This is a genomic window from Zhengella sp. (genome assembly GCF_041397485.1).
GTDB lineage: Bacteria > Pseudomonadota > Alphaproteobacteria > Rhizobiales > Rhizobiaceae > Zhengella.
Genome location: NZ_JAWKWO010000001.1, coordinates 537,432 through 553,898, shown reverse-complemented (window position 1 = coordinate 553,898; position 16,467 = coordinate 537,432). Strand labels below are relative to the sequence as shown.

The window sequence follows — 16,467 nt, the reverse complement described above, 5'->3', positions numbered from 1 at the left end:
CAGGTAGAGGCTCATGGCGCAGGCTGCCGCCGCGGAAGGCACGGACGAGGAGCGCCCGCTTCTGGGCATTGGCCTGAAAATGGCATCGGTCACGGCATTCGTGACCATGTCGGCGCTCATCAAGGGCGCGGGGCAATTGCCGCCAGGCCAGATCGTCTTCTTCCGCTCGGCCTTCGCCATCCTTCCGATTCTCGTATGGCTGGCCCTGCGCGGCCAGATGCGCGGCCTGTTGCACACCAACCGGCTGAAGTCCCACATCCTGCGCGGGCTGTTCGGTGTCACGTCCATGGGTCTCGGCTTTTTCGGGCTGACGCGGCTGCCGCTGCCCGATGCGGTGACGCTGAACTATGCCAGCCCGCTCGTGGTGGTCATCTTTTCGGCCCTTTTCGTCGGCGAGTCGGTGCGTCTCTTCCGCTGGACCGCGGTCGTGGTCGGCCTGATCGGTGTGGTCATCATTTCATGGCCGAAGCTGACCCTGCTGACCACACCGGGCGGTATGGCCAATGACGAGGCGCTGGGCGTCATCGCCATTCTTTGCGCCGCCGTCATGACGGCGGCGGCGATGATCCAGGTGCGCGGACTGGTCAAGACAGAACGGACGCCGACCATCGTTCTGTATTTCTCGCTGACCGCCAGCGTGGTGGGTCTGGCCACGTGGTTCTTCGGCTGGGCGGACCTGACCCGCCTTCAGGTGGCCCTTCTGGTCATGGCCGGTTTTTGCGGCGGCATCGGCCAGATCCTGATGACGCAGAGCTACCGCCATGCGGCCATGTCCACCATCGCGCCCTTTGAATACACATCGATGATCCTGGCCGTCGTGATCGGCTACCTGGCATTCGGCGACCTGCCGACGGTCTGGACCCTGACGGGCGGCGCCATCGTCATCGGCTCGGGGCTGTTCATCATCTGGCGCGAACACCGCCTCGGCCTGGAACGGCGCGCGGCACGGCGCTTCCAGCCACCCCAATAGGCGTCAGCTGAGCGCGTCTCAGCCGTTGAGGCGCTCCTCTTCGGGTACGTCCTCGATGCGCGGGTCGAGTTGCAGGCTCTCCGGCGTCTGCGGCACGGCAGGCGTGATCACCTGATAATCGGTGCGGTCTTCCGCCGGCACCGCCTCGCGCCGCATCGAACGCCAGAGGGCATAGCCGCCATAGACGGCAAAACCGACGCCAAGGCTCATGAAGACGCCTGACTTGCCGACCGCATCGATGATCGGACCGCCGGCCAGCGGTCCGGCTGTCGTGCCAAGCCCGTAGAAGATCAGGATGCCGCTTGAAATCTTCACGAAATCCTCCGGCTGGGCGATGTCGTTGGCATGCGCGCTCGCCAGCGCGTAAACGGGGAACAGGACCATGCCGAGGGCGAAGGTGAAGCAGAAGATGATCCACGGCGTGGTGGGGGCGATGATCGCCGCCGGAATGCAAAGGGCCGCGCCAAAGACACCGGCGCCGGCCATGACATAGCGCCGGTCCATGCGGTCCGACATGCGGCCGATGGGAAACTGCGCGATGATGCCGCCGAGCATCGCGAAGGCCAGCATGGTGGCGATCGTCAGGTCGGAAAGACCGGCCATCTTGCCGTAGACCGGCACGAAGAAGGACCAGATCGAAAACACCATGCCGGCCATGAAGGCCCCCACCATGGCGGCAGGCGAGGCCCTGAACAGCCCCTTGAGGTCGATCGAGACCTGCGTGATCGGGCGTGGCGACTGGGCGCTCGTCAATGTCACCGGCAGAACGGCGGCGGCGAAAAGCAGCGCACAGACGATGAACAGCGCCTGCCTGGTCGGGTCGCCGGCCGGCGCCAGGTATTGGCCCGAAGCGACCGCGGCCATGGACACGATCATGTAGGCCGACATCACGGCGCCGCGCGTCTCGTTGGTCACACGCTCGTTCAGCCAGCTTTCCAGCACCATGTAGCTGCCGGCGACCGACGCGCCGGCGATCAGCCGGAAGGCCGCCCAGGCCAGGGGATCGACGACCAGCGCATGCAGCAGCAGCGAGGCGACCAGCAGCGTCTGCATGGCGGCGAAGACGCGGATATGGCCCACGCGCAGGACGAGGCGCGGCACCACCACGCAGCCCGCCGTGAAGGCCGCCGCATAGGCTGCACCGATCCAGCCGAGCGTCAGCGTCGACCAGTTTTCGGCCGTGGCCCGCAACGGGATCAGGATGCCGGCCAGGCCCACCCCGGCCACCATGAAGAAGGCGCTGAGCATGAGGGCGGCAATCGGGCGAATCTGTGCGAACATGAAAAACCGGTATTGCTGGAGTTCGGGATATGCAGGTGGCTGCCTGCGCTGACCGCCTCGGGACGAGGGCTCTCATGATTTGCCCGCCGGCGATGACGCGAATGCGACGCCTCGTATCGCATTCCGTTGCAAGCAGGAAAAAGCGCGATGCCGCGCGGCGTCAAGTCTCTGCCCGCAAAACGGATGATTTACCAGTTCCTGATGTTTCCGCTCCGCTTTACCGGGGGGAAGGCCTTGCCGGCCAATGATACCACGTCTGCGGGCAGGGAGTTCATGCATGCGAACCTATTGGAAGGCCCTTCTGGTTCTGGTTGCCATGGCATTGGTGATGGCCGTCGATGGCGTCGCCCTGGTCGCCGTGCTGTTGACCTTCGGGCTCGCCTTTCCGCTGGTTTTTGCGGCAACCGGTGCCCTCGCGCTCCTCTGCCTTTATCCGGCCGTTCGCGGCTGGAAGGACAACCGGGTTCGCGGTGTGCTGCTGAGCGCGGCCCTCGCGGCCATCGTCTTTGCCGGCCCCGCCATCGTGGGCGACTGGCAGGCCCGCCGCCTTGTCGCCGTCGCCACGTCCGCTGACGTCGCACCGCCTGCCATGCCGGAGAATCCCGGTTCGCTGGAAATACGCCGCCCGTCATCCGGGCATGACGGGCTGTTCGAGGGTTCTGGCGCGTGCGGGAGCGAATGCAGGGCGCTTCTGCGTTCGGGCCGTGTGGATTGGGTGCGCGTCGTCATGCTCGACATGCGCGGCAAGCCACTGGACGAACAACCGGTGCGCGTCCGGCTTGGCCGTGGCGATGACTGCGCCGCGCCCGGCTTTGCCGCTGACGGCGGCGACACCTGCATTCTCCAGTCTGCCGACGATGGCGCGCCCGCCGGCCTGGTGCTGAGTTTTGAAACCGGTAGCGGCAAGCGGGTCGAGGGCCTGACGGACAGGGGGTTCGCCGGGCCCCGCCGCATCTGGCGCGTGACCGCCCGCCGTCCGGGTGACGCGGCCCCGGTCCTGCGCCGGACCGCCGTCGAAATCAGGCGGCCTGCAATGCCGGCGATTGTTGGGCCGGAATTCAACGGCATGAACTCCGAAGGGATCCGCTTTCAGCAAACGGCGCGCAGGCATGGCGATGTCTCCCTTTCGGCCACGCTTGCCGCCCTCGGCCTGGCAGTGAACCCCGCTGCCATCGCCGAAGAGCGCACCGCCGCCGTCAGGACACGCGGTGAACCGCCTTCTGCCGCCACCACGCGCTCCATGGTCGCGGTGCTCGATCTGCCCCAGGCCGCGCCCTTCAGCCGCGATCAGGCCAGACCTGTTGCGCAATGGGTGATGCAGGCCCGCGCCATCCGTGACTGGACCCCGGAACGAACCGCGCTGTTCAGGCGGGTCCTGCGTGACAGGCGGATCCAGTCACCCACATTCGCCGATCAGATCTTCGCGCGTAACCCGGACCTTGCCCGCCAGATGCTGCCGGACCTGCTGGAGGTGCTGGAGACCGACGATGGCGAGGCAGTCTATACGCAGGCACGCCGGATCGCCTACAGCCTGGCCGATATCGACCCCGCCTTGCTGGCGCCCCATGCCACCCGCCTTGCCGCCCTGGCCCGGCGGGACGACCGCACCGGTCATGCCGTGCTGCTCGCCGCCGGTCGGCTCGGCATCGATCCGCGCCCGCTCCTCGTACCCTTTGCCGGCGAGGGTGACGCGCGCGGCGCCTCGGCGCTTGTGCGCCTGCGTGCCGCCTGCCGGGCGGAAGACCGCTGGGGCGAGGCGCTCGTGCCGCCTCTGAAGGACGCGCTGCGGGACGTGCGGGGAACGCCCGGCTTCAGGCGCGATTTCGTGGATGCTGCCGCCCGTGCGCTGGCCCGGTTCGGCGAAACCGACCATCTGCGTGCCACGCTGCCCGGCCTCGGCTGGGATGAACGCCGCATCGAAAACACCATCCGCCGCGCCGGCCGCGAGAGCCGCAACGGCCCCGACTGCTGATCGCTCAGCCGGTCTCCAGATTCCGCAGGCGCATCTTCAGCGACAGGAAGTCCTTCCAGGCGAAAGCCTTGTGCGCCGGATTGCGCAGCAGATAAGCCGGGTGCAGCGTTGGAAGGACCGGTACCTCGACACCCGATGGCGTGCGGTGGACGAGCCATGAGCCACGGGTGCGCATGATGCTGTCATTGCGCCCTGTCAGCACCGCCATGGAAGGCCGGCCGAGGGCAAGGATGACATGGGGCGCGGCCAGTTCGATGTGACGTTCGAGGAACGGCCGGCAAATCTCGGTCTCATGCGGTGTCGGCGTGCGGTTGCCCGGCGGGCGCCATGGAATGACATTGGTGATATAGGCGCTGGTCCGGTCGCGGCCGATGGCGGCCAGCATGCGGTCGAGCAATTGGCCCGACCGGCCGACGAAGGGCAGGCCCTGCAGGTCCTCGTCGCGCCCCGGCGCCTCGCCGATCACCATCAGGCCGGATGCCGGGTTTCCGTCGCCGAACACGAAGCTCTTGGCCGTGACCTTCAGGTTGCAACCGTCGAAACCGGAAAACAGCGTCTTCAGTTCATCCAGGCTTGCCGCCGATCGCGCCATGTCGCGCGCGCGCGCCACTTGCGCTTCATCGGGTACGGCGGCTGTTGCGGAAGGAATGGCCGGGGGCGGGGGAGGGGCAGCCTTGCCGGGCGAAGGTGTCCGCTCCCGGTTCCGCGCCGGCCCGCCCGGTTCTGCGTCGCGTGCCGCGCGCGCCTCCCGCTGCGCCTGCTTCAGCCGCTGCGCCTCGGCGAACCGGTCGCCCGGGGTGTCGTCCAACACCCAGTCCACGCCCGCGTCGCGGTAGAAGTGCAGGAGGCCGGCCAGATCGTTCATGGAAAAGAGCAGTGCCATGCCGGCCCGCCCGGCGCAAGGCATGTCTCGGGCCTGTGACGTTTTCGTTGACGCAAGCCGCCGGAGGCTGTCGGCAAGGTCCGGCGCCGGTGGACTGCGGCCGGCAAAATATTGACGTGGACGTAAAGGTAAATTATTTGGGAGGATCAATGGCCGAAATCGGTCTTGCCTGTGCCTGTGCGGTTTTCTTGGCTCTTGCCTTGCGCTAAGGGCAGGGGATGATAAGGCAGGCCGGATCGAGGCTTACCCGGCGGAGGAACCGATGAGCGAAGTTGAACGCGAAAGCATGGAATTCGATGTCGTGATCGTGGGCGCGGGCCCGGCCGGCCTGTCGGCGGCGATCCGGCTCAAGCAGGTCAATCCGGACATTTCGGTCGTCGTGTTGGAAAAGGGTGGCGAAGTGGGCGCGCATATCCTCTCCGGCGCGGTCGTCGATCCCATCGCGATCAACCGCCTCCTGCCGGACTGGAAGGACGATCCGGATCACCCCTTCCGCACGCCCGTCACCGATGACCACTTCCTCTGGCTTGGGCCCGCCGGCTCGTTGCGCCTGCCGAATTTCGCCATGCCGCCGCTGATGAACAATCACGGCAATTACATCGTCTCGCTGGGCAATGTCTGCCGCTGGCTGGCCGCCAGGGCCGAGGAACTGGGCGTGGAGATCTATCCGGGCTTCGCTGCCGCCGAAGTGCTGTATGACAACAACGGCGCTGTGATTGGCGTGGCGACGGGCGACATGGGCATTGGCCGCGATGGCGAGCCGGGACCGAACTTTGCGCCGGGCATGGCCCTGCTTGGCAAGTATACGCTGATCGGCGAAGGGGTGCGCGGATCGCTGGCCAAGCAGCTCATCGCGAAATTCGATCTGGCCCGCGACAGCGAGCCGGGCAAGTTCGGCATCGGCCTCAAGGAACTGTGGGAAGTGAAGCCGGAAAACCACCGGCCGGGCCTCGTCCAGCACTCCTTCGGCTGGCCGCTGGACGGGCGCACCGGCGGTGGCTCCTTCCTCTATCATCTGGAGGACAACCTCGTCGCCGTCGGCTTCGTGCTGCATCTGAACTACCAGAATCCCTATCTCTCGCCCTTCGAGGAGTTCCAGCGCTTCAAGACCCACCCGGCCATCGCGCCGGTTTTCGAGGGCGGCAAGCGGCTGTCCTACGGCGCGCGTGCCATCACCGAGGGTGGCTGGCAGTCGGTGCCGAAGCTGACCTTCCCCGGTGGCGCGCTGATTGGCTGTTCGGCCGGTTTCGTCAACGTGCCGCGCATCAAGGGTTCCCACAATGCCATGCTGTCAGGCATGCTGGCCGCGGAAAAGGTGGCAGAGGCCATTGCCGCGGACCGGGCGCAGGATGAGCTGGACGCTTATGAGAATGAATGGCGGGGCACCGACATTGGCAAGGACCTGAAGAAGGTCCGCAACGTCAAGCCGCTCTGGTCGCGTTTCGGCACCATGCTGGGCGTCGGGCTGGGCGGGCTGGACATGTGGACCAACCAGCTTTTCGGCCTCTCGCTGTTCGGCACCCTCAAGCATGGCAAGACCGACGCGGCTGCACTCGGGAAGGCAAAGAACTTCAAGCCGATCGCCTATCCCAGGCCTGATGGTGTGCTGACCTTCGACCGCCTGTCCTCGGTCTTCCTGTCGAATACCAACCACGAGGAAGATCAGCCCATCCACCTGCAGGTCAAGGATCCGGCCTTGCAATATTCCTCCGAACTCAAGGAATTTGCCGGCCCGTCGACGCGCTATTGCCCGGCCGGCGTCTATGAATGGGTGGACGCGGAAGGCAATGCCATTCCCGCCGGCGAGATGACGTCGGCAGGGTCGGAAGCGCGTTTCGTCATCAATGCGCAGAACTGCGTCCACTGCAAGACCTGCGACATCAAGGATCCCAACCAGAACATCAACTGGGTGCCACCGCAGGGCGGTGAGGGGCCGGTCTATCCGAACATGTGATCCCGTCTTTTCGACGCGCATTGCACAGGCCCGGCCGGCGCCGGGCCTTTCTTATTGGCGCAGCGCAAGATCGGCGATCACCGGCAGGTGGTCGCTGCCCGATGACGGCCCGGTGCGGATGGTGCGGATACGGATGCCTTCCGACACCAGCACATGGTCGATCGGCAGGCCGACGGCCGGACGCAAGGCATCGGGTGCTTTCAGAAACAGCCATGACGGGCGCAGGCCGGGCGCGATGCGCGTGCCCGTGAGCGCGGCCACCCGCGAGACCGCCTGGCTCCATGGCGCAGCGTTGAAGTCGCCGCCAAGGACCAGCGGGTGCGGCAAGCCTGCCAGTATGGGTGCGAGGCGGTCGATCTGGCCGGCCTGGTTGATTGGCCAAGGCCATTTCAGGTGCAGGCTGGCGAAGGTGACCGGCTTGCCGCGCACCAGCAGGCGCACGGCGGCCAGACGGGAATCGCTGCTGCAGGCATGTGCCGGGTCGTCGATCGTCGGCCAGCGGCTGAGCACCAGGATCCCGCCCCGCCAGATCGGATAGCGGCACCGGGCACGCACCGGCCAGGCATCGGACAGCAGGTCCGCGAGTCCGCCCGGTCCGAATTTCGCCTCCTGGATGATGATGACATCGGGCGCGAACCCTCGGATATGCGCGGCAGCGGTCGCGATTGCGCGGTTGCCGGAATGGGCATTGAACTGGACGATGCGCAGGCCGTCCGGGCCGGCGGCGGCTTTGCTCATGGCCGCGCCCGGCAGAAACGGCGCGGTCCACACGGCTGCGAGCGCCAGGACGGCAAGGCCGGAAAGGGCCTGCCGCCGCAAGCCGTTCACCCAGGCCGAAAGGCAGGCCAGCGCCAGCAGGACCGCCAGATGCAGCCGGAAATGGGCCAGGGAATCGAGGGCCGGATGCAGCGGGGCAGCCAGCGAAGCCAGAAGCGCAACGGCCAAGGGCACCATCGCCGGGCGCAGGAAGAAACGTGTCGGTCGTGGCGTTGCGGACATGGGTTCTTGCGGCTCCCGGTTGCCGTCCTGTCTATTGCCCAAATCAAAACGGAAAGTTGGCCGGTTTTCGCGGATTTTAGACAATCGCCTGAAAGCGGCCCGCCCATCGTGTTGCAGGGCGCGCCGCCTTGTGGTTTCCTTGCTCCCGGTTCGGCAATCCCAGAGGTTGCGCATGCGAATGCCCTGGTTTTCCTGTCTTGCGGTCCTCATCGCCGTGATGGCTCGGCCGGACGCGGCCGAGGCCGGGGCGCGCATCACCACCACGACGAAATATTACACGGTTCAGGGCGAAAACGGGCATGCCCTGTTCAGGTCGATGAACCGCAACGGGCCGCGCCATGCCTTCATGAAAAAGGCCATGGCCCAGACCCAGTACAAGACCAGTCCGCGCGGCAAGATGACATGGAAGGACGGCGTCTGCCGGGTGGACGATGGCGGCTACGATGCCGAGATCACCTACGTCTTTCCCAAGCCTGCCCGGCGTCTGACCGGCGACATGGCCCGGCGCTGGAAAGCCTTCATGGTGCACACCGTGGCCCATGAGAAGGTTCACGGACGCATTGCCGCGCAGATGGCCCACGCGCTGGACCGCCATATCCGCCAGTTCGCCATGAAGGATGGCAAGGGTTGCCGCCGGGCACTGGCCCGCCTGCGCAAGGACGTCAAGGCCATCTACAAGCGTTTCGATGACAAGCAGAACGCCTATGACCAGCGTGAACACCGTGAGGGCGGCGCGGTGGAAAAAAGCGTGCTGCGCCTCGTAAAATAAGGCACGTCATCGGCGCATTGATTCGCGGCGGTGGCGTCTCTCCCTCGTCATCCTCGGGCTTGTCCCGAGGATCCGCGACGATGGCGGACAACGCATCCGCGTATCGGTCTGTGAGGCACGGGTGCAGATCCTTGCAGAAGGGCGAGGATGACGGTCCACACGAGACGGCCACCCTGAAATGAGCGAGGGGCGAAAAACCCATGGCCCTGTGACGCGAAAAAGAAAATGCCCGGCTCACGTGCTCGCCGGGCAGCGCCACCAAGGAGTTGGAGGCCCGGCACGGGGCGGCTTGGCGGTCACGTTTTGCGCCACGGCCAGAAGCCATGACACGAGAAGTTCGCCCGGTTCACACGCATTGCCGGGCCGTGCTGCCAAGGAGTTCGAGACCCTCCGCGTGGGGTACGCTTGGCAATCGCATTTCGCGCCGGACCTTGTGGCGCGGCATGAAAGTCAAACGCCCGGCTCACGCGTCTTGCCAGGCTGTGCCGTCAAGGAGTTCAAGCTTGAAACGCGAAACGGCTTGACAAGCACACGTTTGACGATAGCTGTGGATGCACGGAAATGCAAGTCTCGCGTTCAGAAAAATTCCGTTTCAACCGGAAAGGCAGGCCCCGGCGCATGCGGGTTGCCGGGGCATCCGGTGGAGGGGTAGCCCGCCCGCACGGGTGCCAGCCGGATCTACTCCACCATGGCGGGAAGAACGATCATTGTCAACGCCGGTCTGGTACTACTGGAACGCGGTTTCGGTGAAGCTCCTGAGCTTGCGCGAATGCAGCCGCTCCGGCGGCATGGCTGCCAGCTTTTCCATGGCGCGAATGCCGATGTCCAGATGCTGCGCCACCTGCCGCTTGTAGAACTCCGTCGCCATGCCCGGCAGCTTCAGTTCGCCATGCAGCGGCTTGTCGGAAACGCACAGCAGCGTGCCATAGGGAACCCGGAAGCGGAAACCGTTGGCCGCGATGGTCGCCGATTCCATGTCCAACGCGATGGCGCGGCTGACCGAGAGCCGCTGCACCGGGCCGCGCTGCTCGCGCAGTTCCCAGTTCCGGTTGTCGATGGTCGCCACCGTCCCCGTGCGCATGATCTTCTTGAGCTCGTAACCCGAAAGGCCGGTCACTTCGGCCACCGCTTCCTGCAGCGCCACCTGCACTTCCGCAAGCGCCGGGATGGGCACCCAGACAGGCAGGTCGTCGTCCAGCACGTGGTCCTCGCGCACATAGGCATGAGCGAGCACATAGTCGCCCAGCGCCTGGCTGTTGCGCAGCCCCGCGCAATGACCCAGCATCAGCCAGGCATGGGGCCGCAGCACGGCGATGTGGTCGGTGATCGTCTTGGCGTTCGAGGGGCCGACGCCGATATTGACCATGGTGATGCCGCTGTGATCGCCCTTTTTCAGGTGATAGGCCGGCATTTGCGGCAGGCGGGCCAGCGCGGCGCCGGACGAGGGGTCGCGCTCGCCGGCCAGCGTCACCGAATTGCCCGGTTCGACGAAAGCCTCGTATCCGCCGCCACCCCGCGCCATGAGCTGGCGCGCGAACATGGCGAATTCGTCGATATAGAACTGGTAATTGGTGAACAGCACGAAATTCTGGAAATGGCCCGGGCTGGTGGCCGTGTAATGCGCCAGCCGGTGCAGCGAATAGTCGATGCGCTGCGCCGTGAACGGCGCCAGCGGCAGCGGCTCGCCATCGGCGGGTTCATGGGTGCCGTTGACGATGTGGTCGTCGGTGGCGTTGAGGTCGGGCACATCGAACAGGTCACGCAGCGGCCGCGACACGCGCTCGGCCACATTGGCCTCCACATGCGATCCTTCCGAAAAGCAGAAATGCAGCGGAATGGGCGTGGCCGATTCGCCCACGCTCACCGGCACGCCATGGTTCTTCATGATCAGGCCGATCTGGTCCTCCAGATAGTCCTGGAACAGGTCCGGCCGGGTGATCGTCGTGGCATAATCGCCGGGCATGACCATGTGGCCATAGGCCAGGCGGGAGTCCACCTGCGCGAAGGAGGATGTCGCCACCCGGATATCGGGATAAAAGGCACGCCAGCGCCGGTCGCTGCGCCCTGTCGTCGCCACGGTCTCGAAGGCGTCGCGCAGGAAGGTCGTGTTGCGCTCGTAGATGTCCGTCAGCGCCTTCACGGCGGCTGCGGCATCGGTAAGGTCGCGTCTTTGCAAACGCTCCGGCATGGCGACGTCGGCAATCGGTGAGGGATAGATTCGCTTTTCCATGGCCCACTGTAGTCAGTCAATGTGACAAGGGAAGGGGGCGCGGCGGTGATTTCCGCGCCCGCCGCCGTGGTTTCGCAGGCGCGTCAGCGCGGTTCCGGGCCGAACCGGTTCGGGCCTTCCGTTCCGCGCTGGATGAAGAAGATCAGCAGCACGATGAAACCGATCAGCGGGATGAAGACCATCAGGTACCACCAGCCGACGCGATCCGTGTCGTGCAGGCGGCGCACACCGACCGCGATGGAGGGAATGAGCATGGCCAGGCTGAACACCGCGCTCAGCAGGCCGGCATCCGATGCCGCGCCGAAAATCGCCACGTCGAGAAAACTGGCCACCATGGATCCGGCAAAGGTGAACAGCGCGAACCACCAGAATTCCGGCCGCCGCGCCCGACCCTCGAAGGTCGCGTATTTCGAGAGACAGGTCTTGACGGCGCCCATGAATGTATCGGGATCGGGCGCGTCGGCATCGCGCATGCCGCCTTGCGTGCTGCCCGCGCCGGTGCCCTGCCACGGACCGCGGCTGTCCGCGCCGGCCGGTTGCCGCGCGGCCTCGGACCGCTCGAGCGGCGGCGCACTGACCGGAGGCGGGGCATCGCCGCCCCAATGGGATGGACGGATCCCGGCCGGCAGCGTGTCCGCGGCTTTCTGCCAATTGTCCATGCCGGCTGTCCAGACCAGCGTTTCAGGCCGGATCAGGCCGCTTTCGGCCATGCCGCGCACCTCGTCCTCGCCCACCGGTCCGCGCCGTTCCTGCGCCTCGGCGTAATACCACTGCCGCTCACTCATTCCGGCTCACCCTCTTCTGACCATCACCCGCGCCACTGTGGCAGAAGACGCCACCGGGCCGCAAGCCGTGGTTTCAGCGGCACAACCCGGATTGATGGGCGAAGCATGGCGCTGCAGCCGCTTCCCAGGAGCGGGCAGGGCGCGCCGTTTCGGCAATCAGGATGGAGAGCCCGCTGCCCATGATGGCGGCAAGCAGACAGACAATGACAAAGCGGCGGGCGAGCATGAAACGCATCCTTTGCAATCGGGATGCCGAAACCATGCCGCAGCCACCCTGAACCGGCCCTGATGCGGCCGTTCATCCACGGTTCAAGATGGTTGACGCGTCACCTGTGCATTGCCCGCTTGAGGGCGGGGACGGCCTGTGCTTGTCTGCCCGCCATTCCCGGAGGACAGGACCATGACAGCAACCAACACCCGGCCGATCGCGCTTCATTACTGGCCCACGCCCAACGGCTGGAAGGTCGCCATCATGCTGGAGGAACTGGGCGTTCCCTACGAGTTGCACTTCGTGGACATCCTCAAGGGTGAGCAGTTCGAGCCGGATTTCCTGGCCATTTCGCCAAACAATCGCATGCCTGCAATCGTCGATCCGGAAGGCCCGGACGGCGCGCCGGTCTCGGTCTTCGAGAGCGGCGCCATCCTGCAATATCTCGGCCGCAAGTTCGGCCGGTTCTATCCTTCGCAGGAGCGTGCGCGCATCGAGGTCGAGCAATGGCTGTTCTGGCAGGTCGGCGGCCTCGGCCCCATGTGCGGCCAGGCGCATCATTTCCGTGGCTATGCGCCCGAGGAAGTGCCCTATGCCATCGAGCGCTACACCAACGAGGTCAACCGGCTCTACGGCGTGATGAACCGCCGCCTGGCCGACCGCCAATTCCTTGCCGGCGACTATTCCATCGCCGACATGGCCTGTATCGGCTGGGTGAAGCCCCACAAGCGGCAGGGCCAGAGTCTCGATGATTTCCCGAATGTGAAACGCTGGTTCGAGGCCATGATGGCGCGCCCGGCAGTCGAGCGCGGCATCCGGGCGGGTGAAGAGAAGCGACTTTCCATCAACGAGATGACGAAGGACCGCGACGCCTGGAACCTGCTCTTCACGCAGAAGGCGCGGTAATCGTCACGCCCCTAGCGCTTCGTCCAGGTTTGCGTCTTGCAGAAGATCTTCAGGGCGCAGCCTTTCAGCTTCATCGATGCGCCGGCAACCTTTGCCGAACCGGAATAGGTCTTGTCGTCGGCCGGATCGGTAATCGTGCCGGAATAGTCTCCGCTTGAACCCGACATCTTGCCGATGCGCTTGCCGTTGTACTTGCCGCTTTTCAGCGTGATGCAATAGGCGCCGCCGCAAGGCGCGATCGCCGCGGTCTCGCCGCTTTCGGTGCGCCAATTGCCTTCGATCGGGTCGGCCATCGCCGCTGCGCTCATCAGTACGAACGTCGCGGCGGTCAATGAAATCATGCGCATCATGTCATTCCTCCCATGGCGCCGCCATCCGGCAGCACCTCAGAATACGTCTAACGTAAACGTAAAAGCAATCGCCTCCCGCGTGACGCTGGGAAAGCATGGCGCGGCGCGCCTTGGCGGACGCGGGGCCTGGACGGGGCGCGCCTGGACACGGTGCGCGGTGCGTTTCCGGTGCGCCGGGAGCGGGCCGAGCCGTTTTCGTGTTGTTGTCTTGGTCAATGAATCCTTGATTTCAGCGGCTCGTATTTTAGGAGAATTCTCGCCGGAATCCCGGAACGGCGCGGGTTGCAATGCTTAATGAAGACTGAGGTTTACGCCTTGTTTTCATTTTGTTTGTTTCAAATTAAGCACAAGTTTTTACGGCGGATTCAAGGCTCTGCGGCATTCTCGGAACCATGAAGAGCGGCCCTCGAGTGAGGCAAGGAAACGGGCCGCGACACGGGATACAGGGGATTGGGAAATGGCACGTTTTGACATGCACGAAGCCGGCGCTGGCGCCATGGACGCGACGACCCAGGCAGACATCCTTTTCGAGATGGGCATGATGTATGCCACCGGCCGCGATTGCGAAATGGATGTGGTCGCCGCGCACAAGTGGTTCAACATCGCCGCCATCAAGGGCTCGGCCCGCGCGGTGGCCCTGCGCGCCGAAATGGCCTCGCAGATGTCGAAGGCGGAACTGGCCCGCGCCCTGCGCGAGGCACGCGAATGGATGACGATGCACTGAACGTCGTTGCGGCCTGGTCCGGCGCGAATGCCGGGCCCTGCCTGGAATGAAGGTTTCAAGCCCCGCACGGCAAGAACGGGGCCGGTCTGCCGCAGGCAGACACCGCCGGTCGGCGCAACAACAAGAATACGGGCCCTTCTGGGATAGGGAACCGATAGCCAGGACCGGCAGGCGGACGCGATTTTCGGCGTGGGGACGCAGGGGGACGCGACCGTGAACTGAAGTGAGCCGCGACCGGCAGGGGACAGGCCGGCGCGGCTCTTTTTTCAGGTCGGGGACGGCCTGACGCCGCCCGCACGCGTTCAGCCGCTCTCTTCGAACCGCACCAGCACGGTGCCGTCCGTCACCTGCGCGCCCTGGGCAGCCACCTCCGCGATCACGCCGTCATGGGGCGCGGCTATGGTGTGCTCCATCTTCATGGCTTCCAGCACCAGCAGAGGCTGGCCCTTGGTCACGGTCGCACCGGCCTCGACATTCACCATCTTGACCAGCCCGGGCATCGGCGCGGTCAGCTTGTCGGCACCCGCTGAATCATCGGCATCCGCAAAGGGATCGCGCAGCGAGAAGTCGATGGCATGGCCGGCGGAAAACACGGTCACATGGCCCGGCCAGTGGACTGCCGCGCCATCGCCAAGCGGCAGCGTGACCGGAGGATGGCCGCCGGCGGCCACCTTCGCCGACCGGCCGTCCACCGGCGTGACCCGCGCCGGGACCGTTTCGTCGTTGCGGGTCAGCTCGACCGCGATGGACAGCGGGTGGAAATGGCTGAACCCGGCCAGCGAATCCCACGGATCGCTTCCCGCTGCGGGCTTGAGACCCGACGCGGCCAGCGCGGCTTCCGCCACCATGCGCGCCGAGGCTTCCGGCCTGGCCACGAGAGAGGTCTGGTCGCGCTCGATCAGCCCGGTATCCACATCCCCGGCCGCGAAGCCGGAATGGCGGGCCAACGCGGCCAGGAAGCCGGTATTGGCGGTGGAGCCGGCCACCTGCGTGGCCTCAAGGGCTTGCGCCAGTCCCGAGAGCGCGGCTGCACGGTCGCTGCCCTGCACGATCAGCTTGGCGATCATCGGATCGTAGAACGGGCTGATGGCATCACCCTGTTCCACGCCGCTGTCGATGCGCATAAGCGCGCCCTCCACCGATGCCGGAAACGCGAGATGGTGCAGGGTGCCGATGGCCGGCAGGAAGCCGCGCGCCGGATCCTCGGCATAGACGCGCGCCTCGAAGGCATGGCCACAGAGCGCGATTTCGTCCTGGCTTCGGGGCAGCGGCTCGCCGGCGGCGACCCGCAATTGCCACTCGACGAGATCGATGCCGGTGACGCATTCGGTCACCGGATGCTCCACCTGAAGGCGGGTGTTCATTTCCATGAACCAGAAGCCGTCGGGCCTCAGCCCGTTCGAGCCGTCGACGATGAATTCGATCGTCCCCGCGCCGCGATAGTCGATGGCCTTGGCCGCCTTGACGGCCGCCTCCGTCATCGCCGCGCGCATCTCATCGGTCATGCCGGGGGCAGGGGCTTCCTCGATCACCTTCTGGTGGCGGCGTTGCAGCGAGCAGTCGCGCTCGAACAGGTGAACGACATGGCCGTGGCTGTCGCCGAAAACCTGCACCTCGATATGGCGCGGCTTCTCGATATATTTCTCCACCAGCACCCGGTCGTCGCCGAAGGCGGCCTTGGATTCGCGCCGCGCCGCCGAAAGCGCATCCTTGAAATCCTCCGGCCGCTCCACCTTGCGCATGCCCTTGCCGCCACCGCCTGCGGCTGCCTTGATGAGCACGGGATAGCCGATCTCGCTGGCCTTGGTGGCCAGCACCACCAGTTCCTGGGCGTCGCCGTGATAGCCGGGGACCACCGGCACGCCGGCCTTTTCCATCAGCCGCTTGGCGGCATCCTTCAGCCCCATGGCGCGAATCGACGCCGCCGACGGGCCGATGAACACGAGGCCCGCCGCCTCCACCTTCTCCACGAAACCGGGATTTTCCGAGAGGAAGCCGTAGCCCGGATGAATGGCCTGTGCGCCCGTGGCCTCAGCCGCCGCGATGATGCGCTCGGCGACCAGATAGCTTTCCGCCGCCGCCGCCGGGCCGATATGCACCGCCTCGTCGGCCATGCGCACATGCAGGGCGTTGCGGTCGGCATCGGAATGGACCGCCACGGTGGCAATGCCCATGCGCCGGGCGGTGCGGATGACGCGGCAGGCGATCTCGCCGCGATTGGCGATGAGGATCTTGGTGAACATGGTCTAGGTCTCCCTGAAGGGGCTGCGGCTGATCGCGCCCGGAATTACGCTTGACGTACCCCCCTCTGTCCTGCCGGACATCTCCCCCACAAGGAGGGAGATCGGCTGAACCACGCTTGGGTGCAAAATGTTGCGGCCGGCAAGTTTGCGGATCGTTGAAGCGACTTGTTCTCCCCCCTTGTGGGGGAGATGT

At 65.7% G+C, this 16,467-nt stretch carries 14 protein-coding genes; 6 read left to right on the top strand and 8 right to left on the bottom strand.

Annotated features, from left to right (window positions below):
* The first annotated feature begins 13 nt into the window (after positions 1-13).
* Positions 14-970: a DMT family transporter gene (locus R3D65_RS02555; protein ID WP_371273661.1), complete on the top strand. Its 957-nt coding sequence runs from the start codon at positions 14-16 to the stop codon at positions 968-970.
* Between the two features lie 18 nt (positions 971-988).
* On the opposite strand, the gene R3D65_RS02550 is transcribed toward R3D65_RS02555, so the two are convergent.
* A complete protein-coding gene (locus R3D65_RS02550; RefSeq protein WP_371273660.1) occupies positions 989-2,251 on the bottom strand; it encodes an MFS transporter in 1,263 nt (420 codons plus the stop codon).
* Positions 2,252-2,528: 277 nt separating this feature from the next.
* On the opposite strand from R3D65_RS02550, the gene R3D65_RS02545 reads away from it, so the two are divergent.
* Positions 2,529-4,223: a hypothetical protein gene (locus R3D65_RS02545; RefSeq protein ID WP_371273659.1), complete on the top strand. Its 1,695-nt coding sequence runs from the start codon at positions 2,529-2,531 to the stop codon at positions 4,221-4,223.
* Between the two features lie 4 nt (positions 4,224-4,227).
* Here the strand turns inward: R3D65_RS02545 and R3D65_RS02540 are convergent, their stop codons facing one another.
* Positions 4,228-5,106: a uracil-DNA glycosylase gene (locus tag R3D65_RS02540; protein ID WP_371273658.1), complete on the bottom strand. Its 879-nt coding sequence runs from the start codon at positions 5,104-5,106 to the stop codon at positions 4,228-4,230.
* A 262-nt stretch (positions 5,107-5,368) separates the two neighbouring features.
* Here R3D65_RS02540 and R3D65_RS02535 point away from each other — a divergent pair, with 262 nt between their 5' ends.
* Positions 5,369-7,060: an electron transfer flavoprotein-ubiquinone oxidoreductase gene (locus R3D65_RS02535; RefSeq protein WP_371273657.1), complete on the top strand. Its 1,692-nt coding sequence runs from the start codon at positions 5,369-5,371 to the stop codon at positions 7,058-7,060.
* A 51-nt stretch (positions 7,061-7,111) separates the two neighbouring features.
* Here the strand turns inward: R3D65_RS02535 and R3D65_RS02530 are convergent, their stop codons facing one another.
* Complete coding sequence (locus R3D65_RS02530; protein WP_371273656.1) at positions 7,112-8,059, bottom strand: endonuclease/exonuclease/phosphatase family protein; 948 nt, start codon at positions 8,057-8,059, stop codon at positions 7,112-7,114.
* 172 nt (positions 8,060-8,231) lie between these two features.
* Between R3D65_RS02530 and R3D65_RS02525 the strand changes: the two genes are divergently transcribed.
* Complete coding sequence (locus R3D65_RS02525; RefSeq protein ID WP_371273654.1) at positions 8,232-8,828, top strand: DUF922 domain-containing protein; 597 nt, start codon at positions 8,232-8,234, stop codon at positions 8,826-8,828.
* A gap of 727 nt (positions 8,829-9,555) precedes the next feature.
* Here R3D65_RS02525 and R3D65_RS02520 read toward each other — a convergent pair.
* The 3 genes from R3D65_RS02520 to R3D65_RS02510 all read right to left on the bottom strand — a co-directional run bounded on the left by R3D65_RS02520 (position 9,556) and on the right by R3D65_RS02510 (position 12,069).
* Positions 9,556-11,016: an AMP nucleosidase gene (locus tag R3D65_RS02520; protein ID WP_371274341.1), complete on the bottom strand. Its 1,461-nt coding sequence runs from the start codon at positions 11,014-11,016 to the stop codon at positions 9,556-9,558.
* A 125-nt stretch (positions 11,017-11,141) separates the two neighbouring features.
* Positions 11,142-11,843, bottom strand: a complete 702-nt coding sequence (locus tag R3D65_RS02515) for a DUF805 domain-containing protein (protein WP_371273653.1) — start codon at positions 11,841-11,843, stop codon at positions 11,142-11,144.
* 73 nt (positions 11,844-11,916) lie between these two features.
* On the bottom strand, positions 11,917-12,069 hold the full coding sequence (locus R3D65_RS02510; protein ID WP_371273651.1) for a hypothetical protein: 153 nt from the start codon (positions 12,067-12,069) through the stop codon (positions 11,917-11,919).
* Positions 12,070-12,243: 174 nt separating this feature from the next.
* Here R3D65_RS02510 and R3D65_RS02505 point away from each other — a divergent pair, with 174 nt between their 5' ends.
* Positions 12,244-12,957, top strand: coding sequence for a glutathione S-transferase family protein (locus R3D65_RS02505; protein WP_371273650.1), 714 nt, complete (start codon positions 12,244-12,246; stop codon positions 12,955-12,957).
* Between the two features lie 11 nt (positions 12,958-12,968).
* On the opposite strand, the gene R3D65_RS02500 is transcribed toward R3D65_RS02505, so the two are convergent.
* A complete protein-coding gene (locus R3D65_RS02500; protein ID WP_371273649.1) occupies positions 12,969-13,307 on the bottom strand; it encodes a DUF2147 domain-containing protein in 339 nt (112 codons plus the stop codon).
* Positions 13,308-13,764: 457 nt separating this feature from the next.
* On the opposite strand from R3D65_RS02500, the gene R3D65_RS02495 reads away from it, so the two are divergent.
* The gene (locus R3D65_RS02495) at positions 13,765-14,031 is read left to right on the top strand and encodes a sel1 repeat family protein (RefSeq protein WP_371273648.1); all 267 of its coding nucleotides are present in this window, start codon (positions 13,765-13,767) and stop codon (positions 14,029-14,031) included.
* A 302-nt stretch (positions 14,032-14,333) separates the two neighbouring features.
* On the opposite strand, the gene R3D65_RS02490 is transcribed toward R3D65_RS02495, so the two are convergent.
* Complete coding sequence (locus R3D65_RS02490; RefSeq protein ID WP_371273647.1) at positions 14,334-16,274, bottom strand: acetyl-CoA carboxylase biotin carboxylase subunit; 1,941 nt, start codon at positions 16,272-16,274, stop codon at positions 14,334-14,336.
* Between the last annotated feature and the right edge of the window lie 193 nt (positions 16,275-16,467).

What these genes read in the sequence shown, in the direction of transcription:
- R3D65_RS02555 (WP_371273661.1), top strand. Translation starts at nt 14, where the DNA reads ATGGCGCAGGCTGCCGCCGCGGAAGGCACGGACGAGGAGCGCCCGCTT.
- R3D65_RS02550 (WP_371273660.1), bottom strand. Translation starts at nt 2,251, where the DNA reads ATGTTCGCACAGATTCGCCCGATTGCCGCCCTCATGCTCAGCGCCTTC.
- R3D65_RS02545 (WP_371273659.1), top strand. Translation starts at nt 2,529, where the DNA reads ATGCGAACCTATTGGAAGGCCCTTCTGGTTCTGGTTGCCATGGCATTG.
- R3D65_RS02540 (WP_371273658.1), bottom strand. Translation starts at nt 5,106, where the DNA reads ATGGCACTGCTCTTTTCCATGAACGATCTGGCCGGCCTCCTGCACTTC.
- R3D65_RS02535 (WP_371273657.1), top strand. Translation starts at nt 5,369, where the DNA reads ATGAGCGAAGTTGAACGCGAAAGCATGGAATTCGATGTCGTGATCGTG.
- R3D65_RS02530 (WP_371273656.1), bottom strand. Translation starts at nt 8,059, where the DNA reads ATGTCCGCAACGCCACGACCGACACGTTTCTTCCTGCGCCCGGCGATG.
- R3D65_RS02525 (WP_371273654.1), top strand. Translation starts at nt 8,232, where the DNA reads ATGCGAATGCCCTGGTTTTCCTGTCTTGCGGTCCTCATCGCCGTGATG.
- R3D65_RS02520 (WP_371274341.1), bottom strand. Translation starts at nt 11,016, where the DNA reads ATGCCGGAGCGTTTGCAAAGACGCGACCTTACCGATGCCGCAGCCGCC.
- R3D65_RS02515 (WP_371273653.1), bottom strand. Translation starts at nt 11,843, where the DNA reads ATGAGTGAGCGGCAGTGGTATTACGCCGAGGCGCAGGAACGGCGCGGA.
- R3D65_RS02510 (WP_371273651.1), bottom strand. Translation starts at nt 12,069, where the DNA reads ATGCTCGCCCGCCGCTTTGTCATTGTCTGTCTGCTTGCCGCCATCATG.
- R3D65_RS02505 (WP_371273650.1), top strand. Translation starts at nt 12,244, where the DNA reads ATGACAGCAACCAACACCCGGCCGATCGCGCTTCATTACTGGCCCACG.
- R3D65_RS02500 (WP_371273649.1), bottom strand. Translation starts at nt 13,307, where the DNA reads ATGATGCGCATGATTTCATTGACCGCCGCGACGTTCGTACTGATGAGC.
- R3D65_RS02495 (WP_371273648.1), top strand. Translation starts at nt 13,765, where the DNA reads ATGGCACGTTTTGACATGCACGAAGCCGGCGCTGGCGCCATGGACGCG.
- R3D65_RS02490 (WP_371273647.1), bottom strand. Translation starts at nt 16,274, where the DNA reads ATGTTCACCAAGATCCTCATCGCCAATCGCGGCGAGATCGCCTGCCGC.